Source organism: Streptomyces sp. NPDC030814 (assembly GCF_055572155.1).
Genome location: NZ_JBVIDX010000001.1, coordinates 711,119 through 737,747 on the forward strand (window position 1 = coordinate 711,119; position 26,629 = coordinate 737,747).

At 72.9% G+C, this 26,629-nt stretch carries 18 protein-coding genes; 13 read left to right on the forward strand and 5 right to left on the reverse strand.

The window, feature by feature from the left end; genetic code table 11:
• Positions 1-137 precede the first annotated feature (137 nt).
• The 5 genes from ACZ43N_RS02970 to ACZ43N_RS02990 all read left to right on the forward strand — a co-directional run bounded on the left by ACZ43N_RS02970 (position 138) and on the right by ACZ43N_RS02990 (position 8,674).
• Positions 138-2,993, forward strand: a complete 2,856-nt coding sequence (locus tag ACZ43N_RS02970; protein WP_468094567.1) for a DEAD/DEAH box helicase — start codon at positions 138-140, stop codon at positions 2,991-2,993.
• Entirely contained in the window at positions 2,990-5,404 is a 2,415-nt protein-coding gene (locus ACZ43N_RS02975) for an SWIM zinc finger family protein (RefSeq protein WP_468094568.1), read from the forward strand. The genes ACZ43N_RS02970 and ACZ43N_RS02975 overlap by 4 nt, the downstream gene beginning before the upstream one ends.
• A gap of 275 nt (positions 5,405-5,679) precedes the next feature.
• Positions 5,680-6,981 carry a bifunctional 3-oxoadipate enol-lactonase/4-carboxymuconolactone decarboxylase PcaDC gene (pcaDC, locus tag ACZ43N_RS02980; protein ID WP_468094569.1) on the forward strand — a complete coding sequence of 434 codons (1,302 nt, stop codon included), beginning with the start codon at positions 5,680-5,682 and terminating at the stop codon, positions 6,979-6,981.
• Between the two features lie 198 nt (positions 6,982-7,179).
• Entirely contained in the window at positions 7,180-7,815 is a 636-nt protein-coding gene (locus tag ACZ43N_RS02985; RefSeq protein ID WP_468094690.1) for an MBL fold metallo-hydrolase, read from the forward strand.
• Positions 7,816-7,894: 79 nt separating this feature from the next.
• Positions 7,895-8,674, forward strand: coding sequence for an exodeoxyribonuclease III (locus tag ACZ43N_RS02990; RefSeq protein WP_468094570.1), 780 nt, complete (start codon positions 7,895-7,897; stop codon positions 8,672-8,674).
• Between the two features lie 18 nt (positions 8,675-8,692).
• Here the strand turns inward: ACZ43N_RS02990 and ACZ43N_RS02995 are convergent, their stop codons facing one another.
• The gene (locus ACZ43N_RS02995; protein ID WP_468094571.1) at positions 8,693-10,453 is read right to left on the reverse strand and encodes an SGNH/GDSL hydrolase family protein; all 1,761 of its coding nucleotides are present in this window, start codon (positions 10,451-10,453) and stop codon (positions 8,693-8,695) included.
• Between the two features lie 215 nt (positions 10,454-10,668).
• Here ACZ43N_RS02995 and ACZ43N_RS03000 point away from each other — a divergent pair, with 215 nt between their 5' ends.
• Positions 10,669-11,124 carry a DUF6278 family protein gene (locus tag ACZ43N_RS03000; protein WP_468094572.1) on the forward strand — a complete coding sequence of 152 codons (456 nt, stop codon included), beginning with the start codon at positions 10,669-10,671 and terminating at the stop codon, positions 11,122-11,124.
• A 157-nt stretch (positions 11,125-11,281) separates the two neighbouring features.
• On the forward strand, positions 11,282-12,025 hold the full coding sequence (locus ACZ43N_RS03005) for an amino acid ABC transporter ATP-binding protein (protein WP_468094573.1): 744 nt from the start codon (positions 11,282-11,284) through the stop codon (positions 12,023-12,025).
• A gap of 156 nt (positions 12,026-12,181) precedes the next feature.
• On the opposite strand, the gene ACZ43N_RS03010 is transcribed toward ACZ43N_RS03005, so the two are convergent.
• Positions 12,182-13,774 carry an alpha/beta fold hydrolase gene (locus ACZ43N_RS03010; protein ID WP_468094574.1) on the reverse strand — a complete coding sequence of 531 codons (1,593 nt, stop codon included), beginning with the start codon at positions 13,772-13,774 and terminating at the stop codon, positions 12,182-12,184.
• Between the two features lie 122 nt (positions 13,775-13,896).
• Positions 13,897-14,649, reverse strand: a complete 753-nt coding sequence (locus tag ACZ43N_RS03015) for a hypothetical protein (protein ID WP_468094575.1) — start codon at positions 14,647-14,649, stop codon at positions 13,897-13,899.
• 218 nt (positions 14,650-14,867) lie between these two features.
• Here ACZ43N_RS03015 and ggt point away from each other — a divergent pair, with 218 nt between their 5' ends.
• On the forward strand, positions 14,868-16,676 hold the full coding sequence (gene ggt / locus ACZ43N_RS03020) for a gamma-glutamyltransferase (RefSeq protein ID WP_468094576.1): 1,809 nt from the start codon (positions 14,868-14,870) through the stop codon (positions 16,674-16,676).
• Here ggt and ACZ43N_RS03025 read toward each other — a convergent pair.
• Both ACZ43N_RS03025 and map read right to left on the reverse strand, forming a co-directional pair.
• The gene (locus tag ACZ43N_RS03025; RefSeq protein WP_468094577.1) at positions 16,673-19,255 is read right to left on the reverse strand and encodes an ATP-dependent Clp protease ATP-binding subunit; all 2,583 of its coding nucleotides are present in this window, start codon (positions 19,253-19,255) and stop codon (positions 16,673-16,675) included. The two genes, ggt and ACZ43N_RS03025, sit on opposite strands and share 4 nt — an antisense overlap.
• A gap of 252 nt (positions 19,256-19,507) precedes the next feature.
• Positions 19,508-20,275, reverse strand: a complete 768-nt coding sequence (map, locus tag ACZ43N_RS03030) for a type I methionyl aminopeptidase (RefSeq protein ID WP_468094578.1) — start codon at positions 20,273-20,275, stop codon at positions 19,508-19,510.
• A 73-nt stretch (positions 20,276-20,348) separates the two neighbouring features.
• Between map and ACZ43N_RS03035 the strand changes: the two genes are divergently transcribed.
• The 5 genes from ACZ43N_RS03035 to ACZ43N_RS03055 all read left to right on the forward strand — a co-directional run bounded on the left by ACZ43N_RS03035 (position 20,349) and on the right by ACZ43N_RS03055 (position 26,560).
• Positions 20,349-20,621, forward strand: coding sequence for a helix-turn-helix domain-containing protein (locus ACZ43N_RS03035; protein ID WP_468094579.1), 273 nt, complete (start codon positions 20,349-20,351; stop codon positions 20,619-20,621).
• Between the two features lie 269 nt (positions 20,622-20,890).
• Positions 20,891-22,579, forward strand: coding sequence for a hypothetical protein (locus ACZ43N_RS03040; RefSeq protein ID WP_468094580.1), 1,689 nt, complete (start codon positions 20,891-20,893; stop codon positions 22,577-22,579).
• A 198-nt stretch (positions 22,580-22,777) separates the two neighbouring features.
• Entirely contained in the window at positions 22,778-23,620 is an 843-nt protein-coding gene (locus tag ACZ43N_RS03045; protein ID WP_468094581.1) for a nitrilase-related carbon-nitrogen hydrolase, read from the forward strand.
• Positions 23,621-23,680: 60 nt separating this feature from the next.
• Positions 23,681-24,967, forward strand: a complete 1,287-nt coding sequence (locus tag ACZ43N_RS03050) for an aspartate aminotransferase family protein (RefSeq protein ID WP_468094582.1) — start codon at positions 23,681-23,683, stop codon at positions 24,965-24,967.
• A gap of 30 nt (positions 24,968-24,997) precedes the next feature.
• The gene (locus ACZ43N_RS03055; RefSeq protein WP_468094583.1) at positions 24,998-26,560 is read left to right on the forward strand and encodes a PucR family transcriptional regulator; all 1,563 of its coding nucleotides are present in this window, start codon (positions 24,998-25,000) and stop codon (positions 26,558-26,560) included.
• Positions 26,561-26,629: the final 69 nt, after the last annotated feature.

Genomic DNA, 26,629 nt, shown 5'->3' on the forward strand with positions numbered 1-26,629 from the left:
CGTCCCGTGCGGGCTCGCGCAGGGCCGCCGGAACCCGGGTGCCGGCGTCGATGTCAGACCCCGCCCGTAGAGTCGGAGACAGCTGATCGGAGCCGGGGACGGCTCATCCGACCATGGGCGGGGAGGTGACCGGACACATGCGGGACCTGGCTGTTCCCGAGGCCGCCACGGCCGTGCTCGTGACACGGGCCGTCATCGGGCCCCCGACCGTCCCGGTGCGGCTCGCCGCCGTCTTCCTGCCGGCGCCCCTCCCCCGCCACGGCCGGGTCGCGTTCTGGGACCCGGAGAGCGGCACACCGCCGCCCGGCGGCACCGAGGACCTCACGGTCGTCCGACGGCACGGCGCCACGGGCGTCCGCAGAGGCACCGTCCCCGCCCTGTCCCTGCCCGTCGCCGAAGCCCTGCCCCTGCTCGCCCGGGCCCGCCGCGACCCGGCCGCCCACCCCGCCACGGCCTGCTGGGGTGCCGCCGCCCTGCACGCGCTGCGGCTCGTCGCCCGGGGGCGCCTGCTGCCGGGGCTCACCGCCGACGGGTTCGACGCCTGGCGGGCCGGACCGCTCGACCCGGACGACATCGCCCACCTCAGAGCCGTCGCCGCGGCGCTGCCGTACGAGGGCCACGCCGTTCCGCTGCCCGGCAAGGGCCCCCTCCGGCTGCCCGAACCGGAAGCACTGATGCGGTCCTTCCTGGACGCCGTCGCCGACACCCTGCCCCGCGGCCCGGCCGCGCCGCATGTCTGCGGCAAGCCCTTCGCGGCGAGCACCGGCCAGCGGCTCCCCGGCGCCCGCGACTGGGCCGCCGAGGTCGCCGCCGGCATGGACGCGGGCGTACGGATCTCCCTGCGCCTCGACCTGTCGGCGTACGACCTGTTCGACGACAGCGAAGGGGGCCGCCGGGCCGGCGCGGCGGTGGTCCAGGTGCACAGCCTCGCCGACCCCACGCTGGTCGTCGACGCCGCGGCGCTCTGGGCGGGCGACGCGGACGAGGCGTTCGGGCCGCGCGCGCGGGTGGACGCCGCCCTCGCCGTACGCCGCGCGGCCCGCGTCTGGCCGCCCCTGGACCGGCTCGCCGAGCAGGACGTCCCCGATGTCCTCGCGCTCTCCGAGGACGAGCTGTCCGACCTCCTCGGCGTCGCCGCGACCCGGCTGGCCGCGGCTGGGGTCGCCGTGCACTGGCCCAGTGACCTCGCCCAGGACCTGAGCGTTCGGGCCGAGGTGCGCCCGGCGCCCGGCTCGGCCACGGACGGCACCGGCTTCTTCGAGAGCGAGGAACTGCTGCGGTTCCGCTGGCAGTTGGCCCTCGGCGGCGATCCGCTCACCGACGCCGAGATGGACGCCCTGGCCGAGGCGCACCGTCCGATCGTCCGCCTGCGCGACCAGTGGGTCCTCGTCGACCCGGCTCTGGTCCGCAAGGCCCGCAAACGCGAACTGGGCCTGCTCGACCCGGTGGACGCCCTGTCCGTGGCCCTCACGGGCACCGCCGACGTGGACGGGGAGACCGTGGAGGCGGTCCCGGTGGGCGCGCTGGCCGCGCTCCGTGACCGGCTGACGGCCGGCGTCGGTCCCGTCGACCCGCCCCCGGGCCTCGCGGCCACCCTCCGCGACTACCAACTCCGGGGCCTGGCCTGGCTGGACCTCATGACCTCCCTCGGCCTCGGCGGCTGTCTCGCCGACGACATGGGCCTCGGCAAGACCATCACCGTCATCGCCCTGCATCTGCGCCGGGCCCGCCCCGAGCCCACCCTGGTGGTCTGCCCCGCCTCCCTGCTGGGCAACTGGCAGCGCGAGATCACCCGTTTCGCCCCCGGCGTGCCCGTCCGCCGCTTCCACGGCCCCGACCGCACCCTGAACGACCTCGGTCACGGCTTCGTCCTCACCACCTACGGCACGATGCGCTCGACGGCACCCCAACTCGCCGAGCAGCACTGGGGCATGGTCGTCGCCGACGAGGCCCAGCACGTCAAGAACCCCTACTCGGCGACGGCGAAGGCCCTGCGGACCATCCCGACGCCCGCACGCGTCGCCCTCACCGGCACCCCGGTGGAGAACAACCTCTCCGAGCTGTGGGCCCTCCTCGACTGGACCACTCCCGGCCTCCTCGGCCCCCTCAAGTCCTTCCGCGCCCGCCACGCCCGAGCCGTGGAGAACGGCGAGGACGAGGAGGCCGTGGCCCGCCTCGCCCGACTGGTCCGCCCCTTCCTGCTCCGCCGCAAGAAGTCCGACCCCGGAATCGTCCCCGAACTCCCACCCAAGACCGAGACCGACCACCCCGTTCCCCTCACCCGTGAACAGGCCGCGCTCTACGAGGCCGTCGTCCGCGAGTCGCTGCTGGCCATCGAGACGGCGGAGGGCATCGCCCGACGGGGCCTGGTCCTGAAACTGCTGGGCGCCCTCAAACAGATCTGCGACCACCCGGCGCTGTATCTGAAGGAGGAAGCGGCCGGTCACGGAGACCGCCTGTCCGCCCGCTCCGGCAAACTCGCCCTCCTCGACGAGCTGGTGGACACCCTGCTCTCCGAGGACGGCTCGGCCCTGGTCTTCACACAGTACGTCCGCATGGCCCGTCTCATCACCGCGCACCTGGCCGCCCGCGCGATCCCGGTCGAACTGCTCCACGGGGGCACACCGGTCAAGGACCGCGAGGAGATGGTGGACCGCTTCCAGAGCGGGGCGACGCCGGTCCTGGTCCTCTCCCTCAAGGCGGCCGGCACCGGCCTGAACCTCACCCGCGCCGGCCATGTCATCCATTTCGACCGCTGGTGGAACCCGGCCGTCGAGGAGCAGGCCACCGACCGCGCCTACCGCATCGGCCAGACCCAGCCCGTCCAGGTCCATCGCCTCATCACCGAGGGCACCATCGAGGACCGCATCGCCGAGATGCTCGAATCGAAGCGTGCCCTGTCCGACGCCATCCTCGGCTCGGGCGAAGCGGCCCTCACCGAACTCACCGACCGCGAGCTGACCGACCTCGTCTCCCTACGGAGGTCGACATGAGCGCCCCCGACCGCGCCCCCCGTCCGGCCGACGCGGCCCGCCAAGCCCTGCGCGCCGCGCGGGAACGGGCGATGCGTGGCGCGGAGCAGGGGGAGGAGCCGGGCACTTCGACATCGGCGCCGGGCGGCGGGGCGACGCCGGATCCGGGGAGCCCGGCCGCCGCCGGCGGCGCTGAGGCGTCGGGCGGTGCGAACGGGCGGTCGGACAGCGACGCCGGGAGGTCCGCCGGCGGCGCCGAGGCGTCCGACCGTGTCGCGCGGACGTCGGGACCGGCTGGTACGACGTCCGGCGGCGCGGCAGGGACGCCAGGCCCGGTGACAGAGACGCCCGGCCGTGGCGATGCGGAGCGGGAGAGTCCCGGTGGCGTGGCGGGGGACGGTGGTACGACGCCCGCGTCGGCCCGGAGCGAGGCCGGGGACGCGCGGGGCGTCCGGCCGGGTGACGCGGCCCGCAGAGCGCTGTGGCGGGCTGCGGACGCCAGGGCGGCGGCCCCGCCCCAGGAACCGTCGGGGGAGAGTGCGCCCCGCACTCCGGAGGCCACCCGCGCCGGTGGGACGGTCGCGTCGGGCGGTGCCCGGCCCGGTGACATCGCCCGTGCCGCGCTGCGCGCCGCGCGAAGCGCGGCCGAGCGGGCCCGCACCGAAGCGGAGGCCGCGACCGAGGCCAGGGCCGGGGGAGTCACCCGAGAGCCGGCGGCAGGGGAACCCGACACCAGGCTCGGAACCGTGTCCCCGCGCCCTCCCGCGGACCCGGCGCCCATCCGCCGCCGGGCCGGGTCGAAGAGGCGGGGCCGCAGCGCTGACCGGGGTGAGGGACACCGCCCGGTCCGGGATGTACGCGCCTTGCTCGCCGGTGCCTTCGAGCTGCCCTCGGAGGAGGCCACACCCGACCTCACCTCCGCCGGACCACGGAGCCGGGGCGACGCCGTGTCAGCTCCCGGTGCGGGCCCAGGCGACGACGGCCCTCCGGCACGGCCCATGGCGTCCCGCCCCGCCCCCGGGCGCAGCGGCCGACCGGAACCATCCGAAGCCGAAGCCGAAGCCGAAGCCGACGCCAGGGCCGAGACCGGTGACGCCCGACCCGTCGGCTCCGCCACTCCTCGTGTCCCCAGCACCATGGCCGCGCCTTCCCGGGACGGCGAACTCCGCCGTACCTTCCGTGCCTTCCCGCCCCGGACGTCGGCCGGGAAGGCGTTCGCGCAGAGCTGGTGGGGGAACGCGTGGGTGACGGCGTTGGAGGAGGGTGCCCTGGACGCGGCCCGGCTCGCCCGGGGGCGGACGTACGCGGACAAGGGCCACGTGGACGCGATCACCGTCACGCCGGGACTGGTGCTGGCCTATGTGCACGGCAGCCGGCCACGGCCGTACCGGGTGCAGGTCCGGCTGCGGACGCTGGACGACGACGAATGGGACCGTTTCCTGGACACGGCGGCGGAGCGCCCCGCCGACATCGCCGCCCTGCTCGACAAGGAACTGCCCCAGTCCCTCGCCGGCACCGGTGCCGCGCCCGTGTCCGCTGCCAACCGTCGCGAAACCCGACTGCTGCCCGGCCCTGGGGAGTTGGAGCCCCACTGCAGTTGCCCGGACCGTGGGCACCCCTGCAAGCACGCGGCGGCGCTCTGCTATCAGACGGCGCGGCTGCTGGACGAGGACCCGTTCGTCCTGCTGCTCCTGCGCGGCCGGGGCGAGCGGGAGTTGCTCGACGCGCTGTCCCGGCGCAACGCCGCGCGGGCGGCGCGTGCCGCCCAGGAGCAGCGGCCCGCGGCACTCCCGGGTGTCCGGGCCAGTGAGGCCCTGGCCCCGCGTGCCCTCCCGCCGCTGCCGGCCCCGCTGCCCCCGCCCCCGCACCCGGAGCAGCCCCCCGTGTATCCGGGGGCGCCGGGCGGCCCGGACCCGTTCGCGCTGGACCAGTTGGCCACCGACGCGGCGGCCCGGGCGCACGCGCTGCTCACCACCGGACGGGACCCGGTCGCCGAGCTGACGCTCTGGCAGGACGCGGTCCGGCTGGCCGCCGCCCGCCCCGGCTCCGGTCTCACCGCCACCACCCGCGCGCTGTACTCCTCGCTGGCCGCCGCCACCGGCCGCACCCCGGCCGACCTGGCCCGTGCCGTCGCCGCCTGGCGCCAGGGAGGCCTCGAAGGGCTCGCCGTCCTGGAGGAGCCCTGGGACCCGCCGGCAGGCCGCTTCGACCGCGCGCGCCCCCTGCTCCTCGCCGCCGACCTCCCGGCGTTCCGCCCCTGGCACAACCACCTCACCCACCCTCTCGGTCATGTCCAGCTCCGCCTCGGCCGGGACGGCCTGTGGTACGCCTACGAGTCCGAACCGGGCCAGGACGACTGGTGGCCGAGAGGCACACCCGATCTCGACCCGGTGGGAGCCTTGACGGGCCTGGGGACGACCGACGACCTCTGACGGCCCCGCGCCCTCCACCGCCCCCCGATGCTCACCACGACTTGCGCGCCACCCCCAGCCGCATGGCGCGCCAACCGGTGCGGCTCAGGGGCGCACGACACGCTGCGAAATTTGTTCGATGAACGGCCCGTCGTCGCGCCCCGGCCCCGCGCCCGCCGCGTGACCTGCGCTTCGGTGAAGACGGTGTGAGAGTTGCCCGCCGATGTTCGGGAGTCGCACGGGCGCATTCCGGTCCCAGGGACAGAGCACCGAAGGCGGGACGTTAGCGTGTACCGGTGAGTGAGACGACGACCCCTGCCCTCCAGTACCGCTTCGACGGGCCGGACGACGCCCCGGTCCTCATCCTCGGGCCCTCGCTCGGTACGACGTGGCACATGTGGGACAGGCAGATCCCCGAACTGACCAACCAGTGGCGGGTCTTCCGGTTCGACCTGCCGGGCCACGGCGGTGCGCCCGCCTACCCCGGCGGTTCGGTCTCCGAGCTGGCCGCCCGGCTGCTGGCCACGCTGGACGCGGTCGGCGTGCAGCGCTTCGGCTACGCGGGCTGCGCGCTCGGCGGCGCCATCGGGGCGGAGCTCGCGCTGCGCCACCCCGACCGCCTGGCCTCGCTCGCGCTGATCGCCGCGTCGCCGCGCTTCGGCACGGCCGACGAGTTCCGCCAGCGGGGGGTGATCGTGCGGACGAACGGCCTCGACCCGATCGCCCGTACGTCCCCGGACCGCTGGTTCACCGCCGGGTTCGCGGCCGCGCAGCCCGCGATCACCGAGTGGGCCGTGCAGATGGTCCGCACCACCGACCCCGGCTGCTACATCGCCGCCTGCGAGGCCCTCGCCTCGTTCGACGTCCGCGCCGAGCTGGGCCGTATCGGGGTCCCCACCCTGGTCCTCGTCGGCTCCGACGACCAGGTCACGGGCCCCGCCGAGGCCCGTACGCTCGTCGCCGGCATCCCGGACGCCCGGCTCGCCGTCGTCCCCAGCGCCTCGCACCTGGTCCCCGTCGAGCAGCCCGCCGCGGTCACCGACCTCCTCGTCCGGCACTTCTCGACGGCCTGGCAGCCGGCGTACGACTCGACCACCGGTCAGATCGCCATCCCGGCGGCGTCGGCCAGGCCGGTCCTCGCGGTCGCCGTGCCGCCGCAGAGCGGCCCCGTCGCCGAGATCGCCCCGGCCGCCGTCCAGCCGGAGGCGATGGGCAGACCGGACCCGTACGACGCCGGGCTCAAGGTCCGCCGCGAGGTGCTCGGGGACGCGCACGTCGACCGGGCGCTGGCCACGGCGGACGACTTCTCCGGCGACTTCCAGGAGTTCATCACCCGCTACGCCTGGGGCGAGATCTGGGACCGGCCGGGCCTCGACCGCCGCTCCCGCAGCTGCGTGACGCTCACCGCGCTCGTCGCCGGCGGACACCTGGACGAACTCGCCTTCCACACCCGCGCCGCCCTCCGCAACGGCCTCACCCCGGACGAGATCAAGGAAGTCCTCCTCCAGGCCGCCGTGTACTGCGGAGTCCCGGCCGCGAACAGCGCCTTCAAGGTGGCCCAGCAGGTCATCCGCGAGGAGACCACCCCCGAGGAATGACCCCGGTGGCGACCCGTCGAGCAGCCCCGGAAGCCATCGGCGAGCGGTCCGGAATCCGTCGGCGGGCGGCCCGGGAAGCCCCGGCGGGTCGGTCCGGACAGGCCGACGGCCCGGCGCGGAACGGTCGGCGACCCGGCCCGGAAAGGACCGGCGAACGGGCCGTCGGCCGCCCGGCGGGGGCAGGATGGACCCATGACCATGAAGCTCACCAAGAAGTCGCACGCCTGCGTCCGTCTGGAGAAGGACGGACGCACGCTCGTCATCGACCCCGGCGGGTTCAGCGAGGAGGACGCGGCGGTCGGCGCGGACGCGGTCCTGGTCACTCACGAGCACCCCGACCACTTCGACGAGGGACGGCTGCGCGCGGCCCTGGAGGGCAATCCGGCCGCCGAGATCTGGACCTTGCGCTCGGTCGCCGAGAAGATCTCCGCCGCCTTCCCCGGCCGGGTCCACACCGTCGGCCACGGCGACACGTTCACCGCCGCGGGCTTCGACGTCCAGGTGCACGGCGAGCTCCACGCCGTCATCCACCCGGACATCCCGCGCATCACCAACGTCGGGTACCTCGTCGACGGTGGCCGGGTCTTCCACCCCGGCGACGCCCTGACCGTCCCCGACCACGCGGTGGAGACGCTGATGCTCCCCGTCATGGCTCCCTGGAGCAAGATCTCCGAGGTCATCGACTACGTCCGCGAGGTCCGGCCGCGACGGGCCTACGACATCCACGACGCCCTCCTCACCGACCTGGCCCGCCCGATCTACGACCGCCAGATCGGTGCCCTGGGCGGCGCCGAGCACCTCCGCCTCGCCCCCGGGACGTCGGCGGACCTGTAAGGGGCCCTTTCACTATGAGCCCCCGGGGCCGGGACCGGGCGGGACGGCGTTGTCGGACCCGCCCGGTAAGTTGTGGGGCATGCGCATCGCCACCTGGAACGTGAACTCGATCACCGCCCGCCTCCCGCGGCTCCTCGCCTGGCTGGAGAGCACCGGCACGGACGTGCTCTGCCTCCAGGAGGCCAAGATCGCAGAGGACGTCTTCCCCTTCGACGCCCTGCGCGAGAGGGGGTACGAGGCCGCGGTGCACGCCACCGGCCGGTGGAACGGCGTGGCGGTCATCTCCCGTGTCGGTCTGGAGGACGTCGTCAAGGGCCTGCCCGGCGACCCCGGCTACGAGGGCGTCGTGGAGCCCCGCGCGATCTCCGCCACCTGCGGCCCGGTCCGCGTCTGGTCGGTGTACGTGCCGAACGGCCGTGAGGTCGACCACCCGCACTACGCGTACAAGCTCCAGTGGTTCGAGGCACTCAAGGCCGCCGTCGCCGGTGACGCCGCCGGCAGCCGCCCCTTCGCCGTCATGGGCGACTACAACGTGGCCCCCACGGACGACGACGTGTTCGACGTCGCCGCCTTCGAGGGCGCCACCCATGTCACCCCCGCCGAGCGCGCCGCGCTCGCCTCCCTCCGCGAGGCCGGCCTCTCCGACATCGTCCCGCGCCCCCTCAAGTACGAGCACCCGTTCACGTACTGGGACTACCGCCAGCTCTGCTTCCCCAAGAACCGCGGCATGCGCATCGACCTCGTCTACGGCAACGAACCGTTCGGGAAGGCCGTGAAGGACGCGTACGTGGACCGCGAGGAGCGCAAGGGCAAGGGCGCCTCGGACCACGCGCCGGTCGTGGTGGACCTCGACGTGTAGCGGCCCGCGGGGAGCGGCTCAGAGCAGCCGCAGATCCACCGACTCGGCCAGCGCGGCGAGCCCCACCTCGCCCGGATGCAGATGGTCCCCGCTGTCGTAGGCGGGGAGCATCCGCGCCGGCCGTTCGGGATCGCGCAGCACCCGGTCGAAGTCCAGCACCCCGTCGAACTCGTCGTTGCCGCGGATCCACTCGTTGACCGCGACCCGGTGGGCGTCGGCGGCGGCCGTGCAGCGGGCCTCGCCCTCGCACGGCGCGATCGTCGCCACCAGCATCCGCAGACCGCGTGCGTGACCCCGGGCGGCGATCTCCCGCAGCCCGCTGATGACCTGGTCCGCCGTGCCGCCCCAGCGGACGTCGTTGACCCCTTGGAAGACGACGGCGGTACGCGCGGAGGTCTGGGCGAGGACGTCCCGGTCGAAGCGGTTCAGGGCGCTGACGCCGCCCGTGTCGGTGGAGACGCCGTCGCCCGGATAGCGGTCGGTGACCACCCGGTTCGCGGAGATCCCCTGGTTGAGCACCCCGTAGCGGGGGACCTCTCCCTGGTTCAGCAGCCGGTCGGCCAGCACGTCCGGCCAGCGGCGGTTCGCGCCCGCCGTCGTCCTCTCCCCGTCGGTGATCGAGTCGCCGAGGAGCACCACCGACCCGGGTCCGCCGCCGACATCGACGCCCGTCAGCAGCGGCCATGTCGTGATCGTCGAGGTGTACGCCGCGGCCGAGCCGTCGCCCGCGTGGTCGCCCGGCTCACTGATGTACGAGGTCTGCTGGGCCAGCCGGTGCACGGGCGCGGCCGGCACCGTGCCGGGCAGATGGAAGCTCACCAGCAGGTCCGTGTCCGGCGGCACCTCGAAGCCCAGCGGGTCGCTGAACGCCTGGGCACCCGCGGGGATCTCGATGCCCGCCCGGCCCCGGAACGACAGCGGGACGGGTGGGGCGAGGGCGGCTGCCCCCTCCGCCCGCAACGCCACCGTCGCGCTGCCGACCCGTACCGGCGCCGACGCGAAGGTGTTGTCGAGCCGGATCCGCACCCGGGGGCCGCCCGCGGACGTGTGCACCACCAGCCGCAGAGTGCGGTCGCTCCATGGGCCGACAGCGGTGTAGCCCGAGGTGGAGGCCGCCCAACTGCCGGTCCAGCCAAGCGACTCCGGCCGCACGGACAGGGAGAACACATGCAGGTCCCGGTCGCGCGGCAGCGTCACGGAAGCCACCTGGCGGCCTCGCGCGAGGGGCACGGTGACGACGTACAGCCGTGCCTTCTCGGTGAGTTGACCGCCGGGCGTGTTGATGTGGGGGAGGGCGACGGCCTTGGTGGCGAGCGGGCCGGTGCGCCAGTCGGGGGCGGTGAGCCGGTACGAGGAGCGGGCGCCGCCCGTGTAGTGGACCGTCCCGGTGCCGGTCGCCTCGGCCCCGCCCGTCGCGGTGATGAGGAAGGCGAGGGCGTCGCCCTGGCCCCTAACCCGCACGGACTGGCCGTCGGCCCGCACGTTGTCCGGCTCGCCCGGGGTGCGGTCCGGCCAGGTCAGGCGGGCTCCCTGGACGGTCAGGGCACGGCCGGGCGTCCAGCCCGCGGCCGTCAGGTCCTGTGCCGAGAGGGAACCGCCCCCGCCGTCGAGATCGGCCTCGCCGGGCCGGGCGTCGTCACTGACGGCCCGGTTGTCGAACAGCCGTGCCAGCGGGACCGGTTCGCCCGCCCCGCCGGTGGCCGCGCGGGCGGAGACGACGGGGGCGAGAGCCGCCGACAGGCCCAGTACGACAGCCGTTCCCCAGACGCGTCGGCGCACGCGCGACCCTCCCGCTCGCAGATGACCCTGGCGACTTCGATCATTGATCCGCCACTCCGTCGATCCAGCGACGGGACGACGGATGCGCCACGAAACTAAGGAGGCGTCAGGGAACCGTCAATGAGGCAGGCGCGAACCGGGGCCGAACTCCGGGCGAACAGGCGACTTCCGCGCGCCTGTGGTGCGAAGGGCGGTACGAATGACACGCTGACCGCATGCACATCCCTTTCCTGGGCAACTGGCGCAAGAAGCGTGGCCCCGCCCTGGGGGTCACGGTGATATCCGTCGGTGACGGCGAGGGGGACGACAACGGCCAGGAGCGCATTATCGAACTCCTCTCCGAATGCGAGCTGCTGCGCGCACAGGCCCAGCAGGCGGGAGTGGAACTCGACGACTCGGCCGCCTCGTTGGAGGCGCTGGACCAGCTGGTGCCGCGCTGGAGGGACGACGAGGAGGCCGCGACGTGGCTGGGCAACGACGCCGGACTGTACCTCGGCACGGTCGTCGTCCGCACCGTCCCCGGCGCCCGCTGGGAGATCTGGCCCAATGGACAGCCCGTGGTGCGGCTGGTCTCCGGACGGGAGATCGACGTGGTCGAGGCCGGACACGAATGGGCCGACAACGGCGTACCGGAGCTGTCGCAGCTGTACGCCGAGATCGCGGAGGGATGAGCGCCCTGGCGGGTGCCGGGGAGGCGGGGCCCCGGCCCGTGCCTGACAATACGGCTAATCCCCGACGGTGCGTGTCGCGTATTGAGCCGCCTTCCGTCCGGATAGTTTGCGGCACCTGCGACACGACACGGCCGAGAGCGAACAGGGCGGGCAGTGCATGGCTGTCGATCCGCTGATCGAACTGCATGGTGTGAACAAGTACTTCGGTGACCTGCATGTCCTCCAGGACATCGATCTCACCGTCGGCAGGGGGGAGGTGGTCGTGGTCATCGGTCCCTCGGGGTCGGGGAAGTCGACGCTGTGCCGGGCCATCAACCGGCTGGAGACCATCCACTCCGGGAAGATCCTGCTCGACGGACAGCCGTTGCCGGCGGAGGGCAAGGCCCTCGCGGCGCTCCGCGCGGACGTCGGTATGGTCTTCCAGTCCTTCAACCTCTTCGCGCACAAGACGGTGCTGCAGAATGTGTCGCTCGGTCAGGTCAAGGTGCGCAAACGGAAGAAGGAGGACGCCGACAAGCGCTCACGTGAACTCCTCGACCGGGTCGGTCTGGCGGACCAGGCGCCGAAGTACCCGGCTCAGCTCTCGGGCGGCCAGCAGCAGCGTGTCGCGATCGCCCGGGCGCTGGCGATGGACCCGAAGGTCATGCTCTTCGACGAGCCCACCTCCGCCCTCGACCCCGAGATGATCAATGAAGTCCTCGAAGTCATGCAGCAGTTGGCGCGCGAGGGCATGACCATGGTCGTCGTCACCCACGAGATGGGCTTCGCCCGTTCCGCCGCCAATCGTGTCGTCTTCATGTCCGACGGGCGCATCGTCGAGGACCGCGCGCCCGACGAGTTCTTCACGAATCCGAACAGCGACCGTGCCAAGGACTTCCTCTCCAAGATCCTCAAGCACTGACCGCCGCCGCTGGACCGGGCGGGGGCCTCGACTACGATGAGCGGTTCCTCCACTTGGGGGTGACCGAGGCCGTGGACTCCATCCCGGCCACAGAGGGGACGCTGCTGCCAGGCGCGCAGTAGCCAGGGGCCAGGCCCGCCCGGCGGCAGCCGGAGATCACTGCTCGCGCAGCGGGATCGACACGTACGACGGGTCGTCCGGCGGTGAGGAGAAGGTCAGCTGCGCGCCGGACGGGTTGTGCTCGATGTAGAGCGGGTCGACCGTGTCGACGACCAGGGCGAGACGGTGGCCCGCCGGAACGTCGTAGGCCGTGGAGAACAACTCCAGGTCCACGCCGAACGGCTTGCCGGGCGTCTCGCCGTGGAAGGTGTACGGCGCGTTGCTGACCAGCTTGCCGAGGCCGAGCGGGCCCACGTCGAACAGATAGGCGACGAGGGTGCCGCTCTCCTTGGTGGCCGTCACCGTGGTGTGCAGCTTCGCGGTGCCCCGCACCTGCTGGGTGGTGCGGTACTTCTCCGACTGCCACACGGCCGCCCAGCGGCGCGGCAGCAGCGGGATGGAGGCCACGGGCGGCAGTTGGACGACCTGGTCGAGGACGCTGGACAGGAGGACGACTCCGCCGTTCGCGCCCGAATCGACGTTCGCGTGGATCGTGGTGCCGCTCGCGAGGGCGATCTTCTTGCGGGTCGCGGTGACCGACTTCCAGTCCGGGTAGCCCTCGAAGGCGCCGCCGGTACGGGACTTGAGCTGGACGGGCTGCTCACCGTCGATGCCGTTGGCCTGGCCGCGCAGATAGTGGTCGAGCCAGCGCCGGGTGTCCGTCCACACGTCGTTGGGCAGCCCGAACAGGCCCGTCAGCTCAGTGGTGCCGTGGTCGCCGGGCCGTAGTTCGAGCCGCTTGGGGCCGGTGAGCTTCTCGTAGAAGTCCACGTACTGGTTGGGTGGGAAGACCGAGTCGCCCCAGCCGTTGGCGAGCATGACGGCCGTGCCGTTGGCGTTGATGGCGTCCACATAGGTAGCAGGGGAACGTTTCTTCCCCCAGTCGATCATGTCCTGCTCCTTGGTCAGGTTGGACGCGTAGAAGTTCTTGAAGATCTCCTGGAGTTCGGGGCTCTGGCGGCCGGTGATCCGGCCGGCGCCGTCCAGCAGGCCGCCTGCCTGGAGGTGCTGGGTGCGCCCGGAGTAGATGGAGTCGATGAGATCGGCCCAGCCGCTCAGCGCGGCGACCGCCTTGACCCGCTTGTCGTGCGCGGCGGTGAGCAGGCTGATGCCCGCGCCGTACGACAGCCCCGCCATGCCCACGCGCCGTTCGTCGGCCGGGGTGTGGGTGAGCGCCCAGTCGATCACCTTGGAGGCGTCGGCTATGTCCGGTGGCCCGGCCACTTCTATGTACCCGCCGGACTCCCAGAAGCCCCGTACGTTGTAACTGACCACGACGTACCCGGCCTTGGCGAGCTGCTGTGCCTGGGCGAGGTACTCGACCTGCGGCAGTCCCCAGCTCGTGGGGAGCACCAGCAGCGGATACGTGCGGGAGGCGTCGGCGGGGGCGACGACATTGGCCTTGAGGACCGTGCCGTCGGCGCCCGTGATGTCGGTGAAGCGGGTGGTGGGGGAGTCCGCCGTGGCCGCCTGGGCGGCGGGGGCGAGTCCGAGGGCCGTGCCCGCGACCAGGGTGGCCGACACGGCTCCCACGGTCGTCGTGCGCAGGGCCTTGGCCGTGCGCGATGTCGTGCCGTGCGGGTGTCTCACGGGTCGCTCCTCACTCGTGTCAGTGCAAAGTGACCCGACGGTAACCGTCACGGCTTACCAGAGGTAACTCCCCGGTAAGTTACGTGAAGGTAACAGTTGAACGAGGCCCCAACCGCACGCCCTTACGACGCACGGTGCGACGCCGGGGACGGAACCGGCGACGCCGGTGTCTGGGCCGCGCGCGTGACGTCGGCCACGAGTTCGACCACGTCGGGGCCGTACGCCTGGGAGTTCACGACCTTCAGGAGCAGCACGAAGGTGCCCGTGCCGTACTTGCGATGCAGACGCTCGTGATGGCGGGCCAGATAGCGGGTCGCCGCCTGGTTGTCGATGGCGCGCTGGCCGCAGAAGAGGAAGACCGGACGGGCCCGTTCCTGACCGGTGGTGAGCCGGGCCAGGATGACGTGCTCGTTGACACCCGGCTCCAGGCGGTAGCACTCGCCGCCGACGTACAGGGCGCCCCGGTCGGGGCCCGGTTCGGGGCTGGGATTGAACCGTACGCCAGGCAGCATCGCCCCCAGGTGGGCCGTCACCCGGCGATTCGAACCGGGCCCTCCCACACAGAACTCGGTACGTTCGCCGAAGCCCTGCTGCGCGGCGTCCTGGGTGATGATCTGGGCGTGCGCACCACAGTCCTTGATCAGCGCGGACAGCTCCAGCAGCGCGAACACGTCGAAACGGTGCACCGCCAGGTCCGCGCTGGACGGATCGCGGTTGACCACCAGCAGGGACTCGGAGTTCTCGGGCAGCCCGAAGAACGCCTGCTTGCGGCGGAGCTTGCGCTTCCACAAGTAGGTCCGGACGAACCAGCCCAGCGAGGCACTGATGCCCGCCGCGATCACGCCGAGGACGATATTGCGCACGTCGTCATTCATGGCCGCGCATGGTAGCGGGCGCGGCGGAACGCTGTCCGAATCCCTGTCCGATTCCCCGGCCGGTTCCGTCCCGCTGCCCCCTCGGCCACCTGTGCGCTTCTCCCCGTACGACGTGCTGCCGGGGGCCTGTTGGGGGACGCCCGGTTGGCCGAGACGCCGCTGACGGGGGCATGGCGGCCACGTTAGTCTGCGCGAACGGTCGTTGACTGGAGGTACTGATGCGTCTGCGTCGCCCTGTCGCGCGGAAACTGACGGTTCTGGCGGTGGTGTCCACCGTGGTGTCGGTGGGGGCGGCGGCGCCGCCGACGCCCACCGGGACGGACCCCGTCGAGAAGGTGCCCGTCGCTGTCGGCCACGGAGGTGCCGTGGCGAGCGTCGACCCGGACGCCTCGGCCGCCGGGATCGAGGTCCTCAGGAAGGGCGGCAACGCGGTGGACGCGGCCGTCGCGACCGCCGCCGCGCTCGGTGTCACCGAGCCGTACTCCGCGGGCATCGGCGGAGGCGGCTACTTCGTCTACTACGACGCCGCCTCCCGCAGGGTCCACACCATCGACGGCCGCGAGACGGCGCCGCTCAGCGCCGACGAGAGCCTCTTCCTGGAGAACGGCAAGCCCGTCCCCTTCGCCGAGGCCGTGACGAGCGGACTGAGCGTCGGCACACCGGGCACTCCCGCCACCTGGCGGACCGCGCTGCGCAGCTGGGGCAGCAAGCCGCTCGCCAAGCTGCTGGGGCCCGCCGAGAGACTCGCCCGCGACGGCTTCACCGTCGACGCCACCTTCCGCGCCCAGACCGCCGCCAACGAGGCCCGGTTCCGCAACTTCCCCGCCACGGCCGACCTCTTCCTGCCCGGCGGGCAGCTGCCGGTGGTCGGCTCGACCCTGAAGAACCCCGATCTGGCCCGCACCTACGCCGAGTTGGGCCGCAAGGGCGTCGGGGCGCTCTACCGGGGCGACATCGCCCGCGACATCGTCGACACCGTCAACAAGCCGCCCGTCGACCCCGCTTCGAGCTACAACGCCCGGCCCGGCGATCTGACGGCCGACGATCTAGCCGCGTACCGCACCAAGCGCCAGGCGCCCACCAAGGCGTCGTACCGCGGGCTCGACGTCTTCGGCATGGCCCCGTCCTCCTCCGGCGGCACGACGGTCGCCGAGGCGCTCAACATCCTTGAGCGGACCGACCTGTCGAAGGCGAGCGACGTCCAGTACCTGCACCGCCTCATCGAGGCGAGCCGGGTGTCGTTCGCCGACCGGGGCCGCTGGGTGGGTGACCCCGCCTTCGAGGACGTACCGACGAAGGAACTGCTGTCGCAGAATTACGCCGACTCCCGAGGCTGCCTGATCAAGGACGACGCCGTGCTCACCAGCCCCGTCGCGCCCGGCGACCCGCGCAACCCGGCGGCCTGCTCCACGGGCGGGACGGCCGCACCCACCACGTACGAGGGCGACAGCACGACCCACCTCACCGTCGCCGACAAGTGGGGCAACGTCGTCTCGTACACCCTCACCATCGAGCAGACCGGCGGCAGCGGCATCACCGTGCCGGGCCGTGGCTTCCTGCTCAACAACGAGCTGACGGACTTCTCCTTCACTCCGGCCAACCCGGCGGTGCACGACCCCAACCTGCCGGGGCCGGGCAAGCGGCCGCGCTCCTCGATGTCACCGACGATCGTGCTGGACAGGCACGGCAGGCCGGTGGTGGCACTCGGCTCGCCGGGCGGCGCGACCATCATCACCACGGTGCTCCAGACCCTGACCGGCTTCCTCGACCGGGGGCTGCCGCTGGTCGACGCCATCGCCGCGCCGCGTGCCAGCCAGCGCAACCAGACCACCACGGAACTCGAACCGGGCCTGTGGAACAGCCCCCTGAAGGGGCAGCTCGAAGCCATCGGGCACGGGTTCCGGCAGAATCCCGAGATCGGCGCGGTCGCAGGCGTCCAGCGGCTGCCCAACGGCACATGGCTGGCCGCCGCCGAGACGGTGCGCCGCGGCGGCGGCTCGGCGATGGTCGTGCACCCGACGCGTTAGCCCGCGTCTGGTCCACCCGGAGCGGGCGGTGCCGTCGTGTGGAAGGCGAGCCGCCCGTTCTCCGTCTCCACCAGCACCCGGCTGCCGGTCGGCAGGCGACCGTCGAGCAGGAGGCGGGACAGGGGGTTGTCGACCTCCCGCTGGATCGTGCGGCGCAGCGGCCGGGCACCGTACTCGGGCTGGTGTCCGTGGCGGGCGAGCCAGTCGACGGCCTGTCCGGTGAACTCGATGGTGACGCCCTGCGCGTGCAGCCGCCGCCGGGTCCGCTCCAGCAGCAGGTCGGTGATACGCCGCAGTTGCTCGGCGGTCAGCTGGCGGAAGACGACGATCTCGTCGATACGGTTGAGGAACTCGGGCCGGAAGTGCTCCCGCAGCGGCCTGAGGATCCGCTCGCGCCGGTCCTCCTCGGCCGCCTCGGCACCGCCCGCCCCGAAGCCCAGTCCGGCCCCGCGGCGCGTGATGGCGTCCGAGCCCAGGTTGCTCGTCATGACGATCACCGTGTTGGTGAAGTCGACCGTACGGCCCTGGGAGTCGGTCAGCCGGCCGTCGTCGAGGACCTGGAGCAGGATGTTGAACACGTCCGGGTGGGCCTTCTCCACCTCGTCCAGCAACAGCAGCGAGTACGGGTGCCGCCGGACGGTCTCGGTGAGCTGACCGGCCTCCTCGTGGCCGACATAGCCGGGCGGCGCGCCCACCAGCCGGCTCACCGTGTGCCGCTCCTGGTACTCGCTCATGTCGAGACGGACCATCCGCTCCTCGCTGCCGAAGAGGGCCTCCGCCAGCGCACGGGCCAGCTCCGTCTTGCCGACGCCGGTCGGGCCCAGGAAGAGGAAGCTGCCGATCGGCCGGTCGGGGCTGGAGAGCCCGGCGCGCGACCGCAGCACCGCGTCGGAGACCACGCTCACCGCCTCGTCCTGCCCGACGACCCGCTGGTGCAGATGCTCCTCCAGCGCCAGCAGCCGTTCCTTCTCCTCCTGAGTGAGACTGCTGACGGGGATGCCGGTCCGCCGGGACACCACCTCGGCGATGTCCTCGGCGGTGACCGCCAGGCTCTGCCCGTCGTCGGCCCGGTCCTCCTCGCGTCCCTCGGCGACCCGTTCCTTCAACTCGGCTATCCGGTCACGCAGCCGCGTGGCCTGCTCGTACTGCTCGCTCGCGACCGCCTGCTCCTTGTCACGGGTCAGCTGCTCGATCTCCCGCTCCAGGGCCCGTACGTCTGTCCCTTTCGTCCGGGAGCGCAGCCGCACCCGGGCGCCCGCCTGGTCCATCAGGTCGATCGCCTTGTCGGGCAGCCGCCGGTCGGTGAGGTAGCGGTCGGACAGGTCCACGGCGGCGGTCAACGCCCCGTCGGTGTAGCGGACCTGGTGGTGGGCCTCGTACCGGTCGCGCAGCCCGCGCAGGATCTCCAACGCGTCGGCGGTGGACGGCTCGGAGACCAGCACCGGCTGGAAGCGGCGGGCCAGCGCCGCGTCCTTTTCGATCCTGCGGTACTCCTCCAGCGTCGTGGCACCCACGATGTTCAGCTCGCCGCGCGCCAGGGCCGGCTTGAGGATGTTCCCCGCGTCCATCGCGCCGCTCTCCCCGGAACCGGCGCCCACGACGGTGTGCAGCTCGTCGATGAAGACGATCAGCTCCTCGGAGTGCGTGCGTATCTCGTCGACGATGTTGGTGAGCCGTTCCTCGAAGTCGCCCCGGTAGCGGGTCCCGGCGACCACCCCGGACAGGTCCAGGGCGACCACGCGGCGCCCGGCCAGCACATCGGGCACGTCGCCCTCGGCGATGCGCTGCGCCAGCCCCTCCACGATGGCCGTCTTGCCGACGCCTGCCTCACCGATGAGGACGGGGTTGTTCTTGCCCCGCCGGGACAGCACCTCGACGGTCTGTTCGATCTCCTCGTCCCGGCCGATCACCGGGTCGACACGGCCCTGGCTCGCCTGCTCGGTCAGATCGCGACCGTACTTGTCGAGGGTCGGCGTGGCCGCGCGGCGCGGCAGCTCGGACTGCGGGTACACGGGGCGTGGCAGGCCGGGCTGGGCGCCGTTCGCGGGCGGCTCCGACGCCTCGGGCGGCAGGGACGCGGCCGAGAGATGCGCGGCGTTCAGAATGTGCCCGGCGGCCGAGTCCGGGTTGGCGGCCAGGGCGCTCAGGACGTGCTCCGGGCCGATGTAGCCGGAGCCGGTGGAGCGGGCCAGCTCATGGGCGTCCAGCAGGGCCCGTTTGACCGCCGGGGTCAGGGCGAGCGACGCGGGCGCCGGCCCCTGGCCGGGTTTGTGCCGGGTGGGGCCCGACCGCTCGTCGATCTCCCCGGCGAGAGCGTCCGGATCGGCGCCCGCGCGGGCCACCAGGCTCCGGGTCGGCTCGGCGGCGAGCGCGGCGCGCAGCAGATGCTGGGTGTCGAGATCGCTGCTGCCGTGCTGCGCCGCGTACGCCGCCGCGTCCGCCACCAGCTGCCGGGCCTGGCCGCTCATCAGCCGCCCGATCTCGATGCGCTGGGGGCGGGGCCCGCCGAAGAAGCGTGCGAAGAACTCACTGAAGGGGTCCGGACCGTAGCCCTCGGGCCCCGGGAATCCGCTGTTCATTGGCACGCGAGTGCCCTGTCGCTGCGCGGCTACACACGGGGGCGCCGTCGGGGTGGGGGTGCGGTGTCGGGTGCGGGTGGTGTGTGGCTGGTCGCGCAGTTCCCCGCGCCCCTGAAAAGCGGCCGGGGCTGCGCCCCGTGCTTTTCGGATGAAGGGCGGGCCGCAGGCCCGTTCCCTTCAGGGGCGCGGGGAACTGCGCGACCAGCCCCCACCCACCCGCACCCGGCAGCGCACCGGTGGGCCCGCGGCGCTCTACCGCGCGGTCAGCACCCTCGGCCCCGCCGCCGTGATGGCCACCGTGTGTTCCACGTGCGCCGCGCGGGAGCCGTCGTCGGTGCGCAGGGTCCAGCCGTCCGGTGCCGCGTGGTACCCGTCCTTGCCGCCACCGGTCAGCATCGGCTCGATCGCGAGCACCAGGCCGTGCCGCAGGGGCAGCCCCCGCCCCGGTCGCCCCTCGTTCGGGACGGACGGGTCCTCGTGCATCCGGCGGCCGATGCCGTGCCCGCCGAAGCCGTCGGGGACGCCGTACCCGGCGGCGCGGCACACGGAGCCGATGGCGTGGGCGATGTCGCCGATGCGGTTGCCGACGACGGCGGCCTCGATGCCCGCCGCGAGCGCCCGCTCCGCGGTCTCGATCAGCCGCAGGTCGGCCGGGCGCGGCTCGCCCACGACGAAGCTGATCGCCGAGTCCCCGGCCCAGCCGTCCAGTTGGGCCCCGCAGTCGATGGAGACCAGGTCGCCGTCGCGGAGCCGGTACGAGGTCGGGATGCCGTGCACGATCGCGTCGTTGACCGAGGCGCAGATCACCGCCGGGAAGGGCGTGGGCGCGAAGGAGGGCCGGTAGCCGAGAAACGGTGACGTGGCGCCCGCCTCGCGCAGCACCTCATGCGCCACCTCGTCCAGTTCGAGCAGGGACACGCCCACCCCGGCGGCCTTCCGTACCGCGGTGAGCGCACGCCCCACGACCTGCCCGGCCTCGTACATCGCGTCGACGGAGGCGTCCGTCTTCAGTTCCACCATGCCAATTACTATACCGATCGTCGTCCAATTCAAATACCGGTTCCCGGATGGGGATCGGTATTAGAATGGGCGCATGGTGCGTACCCCTCTGACCCCCGAAGAGCGCGAACGCGGCGAGCGGCTCGGCCGACTGCTGCGGGAGGCTCGCGGCGGTCGCAGCATGGCGGAGATCGCCGCCGGCGCGGGCATCTCCGCGGAGACGCTCCGCAAGATCGAGACCGGGCGCGCCCCCACCCCGGCCTTCTTCACGGTCGCCGCCCTGGCCCGCACGCTGGGGCTGTCCATGGACGCGCTCGCCGGGCAGTGCGCACCGGCGGAGGTCATGCCGACGGCGGCGGTGGCCTGAGCCGGCCGGAGCGCGCTCCTCGCGGCGTTGCCCACCGAGCTTTGCCGCGGCCTCGTCGCGGCCTGGCGACGGCCTCGTCGCCGAGTTGTGGGTCGCGTGCCGGCGTGGCCAGAGTTTTGCGCCGCGTGGCCTGAACCCCTCACGCACAGCCGCCGGACGACCGCGCACAGCACTCTGCGCCCGGTCCGAAAACTCCGCGTAGCCTCCCCGTAACACGGCTGGTGTTTTCTGGCGGACCGGAGCCACTCCAGTCTGCCGGGGAGTATGCGATGGCTGTGGATCAACTCCCGGGCGAGGTTCGGGAGTTCGCGGATTACCTGAACAAGCTGATGACGAAGCTGGACCAGGGCGGCGGTTGGTGCGCCGTCTTCTGGCGGCGCGATCCCGACGGCATGCGGGCCTGTCTCGACGGCCTGGAGGTCCCGCCCTGGGACGTCGTCGAGGCGCTCATGCACGATCTCCACACCGCGTACGGTCCCGCGGCCGCCGCACGGGAGACCGAGCGGGCCCGCCTCCTGCACAGCGCCTCGCTCGCCGCCCACGACGCCCGGCCCGGCGGCCGCGACGCGCTCGGTGACGGGTTGGACGTCATGCTCCGCGAACAGCGCTACGCCGCCGAGCGCACCGCCGAGCTCAACCGCCGGCTCCGCGCCGCCACCACCCAGGAGGAGGCCGAGGCCATCCGTCTCGACCTGGCCTGGGCCCATGACGACCACGAACGGGCCACGGCCCGCTGCGCCGAGCTGCGCACCCGCATGGAGAACCTCGACCGTCGCGCCCCGCACCTGCCTGTGCGGGGCGCGACGCGCTTTCCGGGCAGCCCCGCCGGCGACGTCTCCCCGCTGCCGGAGGCGGAAGGGCGCGGGCAGGGCATGGCGGCCCCCGGCGGCCGTACGTACGCGGGGCAGGAGGGCGTGGCCCCCGCGGGCCCGGGGGACGGCATGCCGGCGGACCGGACCGGCGGCGCCCGTGCGCACGACGCCCACGCGGCTCATGACGCCCCTCGCGCGACCCACCCCGGGCACGCCTCCCACTCCGGCCCCGCCTCCCGCCCCGGCCCCGCCTCCCATGCCGTCGCGCACGACGCTCACCGTGACCCGAACGCCCACGCCTTCCCCGCCCCCGACGGGCCCGCCCCGGACGGTGGCGCCCTCTTCGACGCCGGGCCCCAAGGTCCCGCTCCCGAGTCCTCCGCCCCCGAGGCCGAGGAGGCCCCCGGCAAGAAGCGGTCCAAGCGGCGCCCTCGTGGCGGTGCCCGTTTCGCGGGTGCAGTCGAGGCGGAGGAGGCGCCCGTCGTCGTGCTCGGGAGTGCGCCCGCGCAGGCAGCCGTGCCCAAGGGGCGTGCGCCCCGGGGCGCACGCTATGCCGGGGTCGCCGAGAAGGCCGCGTCGCCGCAGGGGGAGGAGCGACCGGCCCGGCAGCCGCTGGACGACGAGGCGCGGCGCGAGGTCGCCGGGACCGTCGAGCTGCTGCTGCGGCTGCGCCAGGAGGGGCGCAGCGGTCAGGCGCACGCCCTGCTCGTGGAGGTCGCCCACTGGCCCGCCGCCCGCTTCCCGCTGCTCGCGGCTGCCATGCACCGGGCAGGACTGGCCGCCGACTGGGCGACCCTGCTGTGGGAGGCCGCCTCGCTGCCCGTTGGGCGGTTGGTCGCCGTGGTCGACGCCCTGAACGCGGTCGGGCGCGGCACCGACGGCGACCAACTGTTGCGCCAGGGCGTCGCGCGGCCCGCCGAGGAGATCGGTGAGGCGGTGCTCGGGCTCACCGAGGAGGGGCGCGAGCGGCAGGCGCGTGCGCTGCTCGACGCGTACGTCCACATGCGCACGCCCGAGGAGGCGGCGCGGGTCGCGGAGGCGCACCCGCAGCGGCTGACGCGTATGGTCGTGGAAGCGGCCCGCGCCGTGTCGCAGGACCGCCACCGGGACGTCGCGCACGCCCTGCGCGTCGCCGGACTCGCCTGACGGCCCACCCGCGCCGCGGCGGCCTCCGCGGCGCGGAAGCGGAGGCGATCACCCACTGGAGTGCGAAACGTGATCGACTCGGCCGGTTAACGGCGATGGTCTTGCCCAGTCCGCCGGCGAGGCTTACTTTCAAGCCTCTACGGCCTGCTTCTACGGGCGTAGAGGCTCTCTGACTTCCCGGTCGAAGGAGCAGCTGACATGGCCCACGTCGTACGTGCCGCCCTCGTCCAGGCGACCTGGACCGGCGACACCGAATCCATGGTCGCCAAGCACATCGAGCACGCCCGTGAGGCTGCCCGGCAGGGCGCGAAGGTGATCGGCTTCCAGGAGGTCTTCAACGCGCCCTACTTCTGCCAGGTGCAGGAGGCCGAACACTACCGCTGGGCGGAACCCGTGCCCGACGGACCGACCGTCACCCGGATGCGGGAGCTGGCCCGTGAGACGGGCATGGTGATCGTCGTCCCCGTCTTCGAGGTCGAACAGTCCGGCTTCTACTACAACACGGCCGCCGTGATCGACTCCGACGGCACCTACCTCGGCAAATACCGCAAGCACCACATCCCCCAGGTCAAGGGCTTCTGGGAGAAGTACTACTTCAAGCCCGGGAACCTCGGCTGGCCGGTCTTCGACACCGCCGTCGGCAAGGTCGGCGTCTACATCTGCTACGACCGTCACTTCCCGGAGGGCTGGCGCCAGCTCGGCCTGAACGGCGCCCAGCTCGTGTACAACCCGTCCGCCACGCACCGGGGCCTCTCCTCCCACCTCTGGCGGCTCGAACAGCCCGCCGCGGCCGTCGCCAACGAGTACTTCGTCGCCGCGATCAACCGGGTCGGCGTCGAGGAGTACGGCGACAACGACTTCTACGGCACCTCGTACTTCGTCGATCCGCGCGGCCAGTTCGTCGGCGGCACGGCGAGCGACCAGGACGAGGAACTCGTCGTACGGGACCTCGATTTCGACCTGATCGAGGACGTACGCAAGCAGTGGGCGTTCTACCGGGACCGCAGGCCGGACGCGTACGAAGGACTCGTACGGCCCTGACGCGGGCAGCTACAGCCCAGAACGCCCCACCCGTACCGCAGTGAAAGGAGTGGTGCAGCCGTGACCGACGAACTGCTCGGCCGTCACAAGGCCGTGCTGCCCGACTGGCTCGCGCTCTACTACGCCGACCCGCTGGAGATCACCCACGGGGAGGGCCGCCATGTCTGGGACGCCGCCGGCAACAAGTACCTCGACTTCTTCGGCGGCATCCTCACCACGATGACGGCGCACGCGCTGCCCGAGGTCACCAAGGCGGTGAGCGAGCAGGCCGCGCGGATCATCCACTCCTCCACGCTCTACCTCAACCGGCCGATGGTGGAACTGGCCGAACGCATCGCCCAGATGTCCGGCATCCCCGATGCCCGGGTCTTCTTCACCACCTCCGGCACCGAGGCCAACGACACCGCGCTGCTGCTGGCCACGACCCACCGGCAGAGCAACCAGATCCTGGCCATGCGCAACAGCTACCACGGCCGCTCCTTCAGCGCGGTCGGCATCACCGGCAACAAGGGCTGGTCGCCGACCTCGCTGTCCCCGCTCCAGACGCTGTACGTGCACGGCGGCGTCCGCACCCGCGGCCCGTACGCCGATCTCGGCGACGCCGACTTCATCGCGGCCTGCGTCGCCGACCTGGAGGACCTGCTCGGCCATGTCCGCCCGCCCGCCGCGCTGATCGCCGAGCCGATCCAGGGCGTCGGCGGCTTCACCTCACCGCCGGACGGCCTGTACGCGGCCTTCCGCGAGGTGCTCCAGCGGCACGGGGTGCTGTGGATCGCCGACGAGGTGCAGACCGGCTGGGGCCGCACCGGCGACAACTTCTGGGGCTGGCAGGCGCACGGCCGGAACGGGCCGCCCGACATCATGACCTTCGCCAAGGGCATCGGCAACGGCATGTCCATCGGCGGTGTCGTCGCCCGCGCCGAGGTCATGAACTGCCTCGACAGCAACTCGATCTCGACCTTCGGCGGCACCCAGATCACCATGGCCGCGGGCCTCGCCAACCTGAACTACCTGGTCGAGCACGACCTCCAGGGCAACGCGCGCCGCGTCGGCGGACTGCTCATCGAGCGGCTGCGGGCGCTCACGGCGCAGATCCCTGAGGTCAAGGAGGTACGCGGGCGGGGCCTCATGATCGGCATCGAGTTGGTGCAGCCGGGCACCGAGCGGGCCAACCCGGACGCTGCGGCAGCCGTCCTGGAAGCCGCCCGCCGGGAGGGCCTGCTGATCGGCAAGGGCGGCGGCCACAACACCAGCGCCCTGCGCATCGCACCCCCGCTCTCCCTGACCGTCGCCGAGGCGGAGGAGGGCGCCGACGCCCTCGAACGTGCTCTGAGGAGCATTCGGTAACGCCACCAGAGCAGATCTGAGGAACGCCGCATGACCACCGCCCCGGAACCCGCCCTGTCGGTACGCCAGGTCCTCACCCTGGACCGGGTCCTCGCCGGAGAGCCCGAGGTGGTGGCCGGGGCCGGGCAGCTCGACCGGCCCGTGCGCTGGGTGCATGTCGCCGAGGCCCCGGACGTGGGGGTCATGCTCACCGGGGGCGAGATGGTCCTCACCACCGGGGTGCTGCTCGCCGGCGACGAGGAGGCGCAGGCCGAGTACATCCGCTCCCTGCACCGGGCGGAGGCCGCGGCGGTCGTCCTCGGCCTCGGCCGGGCCTTCCCGACGCCGCCCGACGTGATGCGCCGGGCGGCGGAGCGGTGCGGACTGCCCATGGTGGTGCTGCACCGGCCGTTCCCCTTCGCCGAGCTGACGGAGGAGGTCCAGTCCCGGCTCGTCCGGCGGAAGTTCGCCGCCGTGAGCCTCTCCGAGTCCGTACGGACCGCGCTGACCGGCCTCATCACGGCCGGCGCCCCGTTGCAACGGCTGCTCGACGAGATCGCCCAGCACGCGGGATGCCCGCTCGTCGTCACCAACCTCGCCCACCGCGTCCTCGCCACGGCGGGGGAGCGGCCCGCGGTCGACGACGTCCTGCGCGACTGGGAGCGCATCTCGCGACAGGCGGGCGGCAACGAGGGCGACGGCTGGATCCGCGCCGAGCTCGGCGGACGCGGAGAGCGCTGGGGCCGGATCGTGCTGTGCGGCTATCGCGGCGACATCGCCACCGGGCGGCTCCTGGCCGACCGGGCCGCCGAGGCGCTCGTCCTGCACCGCATGCTCGTCGGCACCGCGCACACCTGGGAGGAGCAGTCCGCACAGAGCCTGCTGACCGATCTGGTCTCGGGTGTCGTACCGGCCCGGCAACTGCTGCCCAGGGCACGGGCGGCCGGGCTGCCCGTCAACCGCCGTACGTTCGTGCCGCTCGTCGTACGCGACGGGGAGCCGGCCCAGCTCGACCGGGTGCTGCGGATGCTGGGCCTTTCCGGACTCGTCGCCGAACTCGCCGAAGGCGCGACCGCCGTCCTGCTGAGCCTCGCCCGGGACCAGGACGCGCAGGCGCTGAGCACGCACTTCGCAACCCGGCTCCGGTCGGAGTCCGCAGGGCGCAGGACGGTCGTGGCGGCGGCCGAGCCGCGCATCACCTGGGAGGAGGTCCCGGCCGGGCTGCGCGAGGCGCAGCATGTGGCCGACGCCGTGGCCCAGTCGGCGACCGGGCTCGACCTGCCCGTCGTCGTACGGCTGCGCGACGTCCACCTGAGGGGCCTGATCCGGTTGCTGCGGGACGATCCGCACGTCCAGGCCTTCGCCGAGCGGGAGCTGGACGGGCTGCTGTGCGGCGACCGCCACGCCGAGCAGGATCTGCTGCCGGTCCTGCGGACCTATCTCGCCACCGGCCGCAACAAGTCGCACACCGCCCAGCTGCACCATGTCAGCCGGCCCGCGCTGTACCGCCGCCTCGAAGCCATAGAGGCCCGGCTCGGTGTCGACCTCGATGACTTCGAGCAGGCCGCGTCCGTGCACATCGCCCTCCTCGCGCATGACGCGCAACAAAGCTGAAACATGCCGGGACCTGGGAAAACGGCGGTGAAACATGCGCCCACGAGGAGGTGACACGGTGGAACGCGC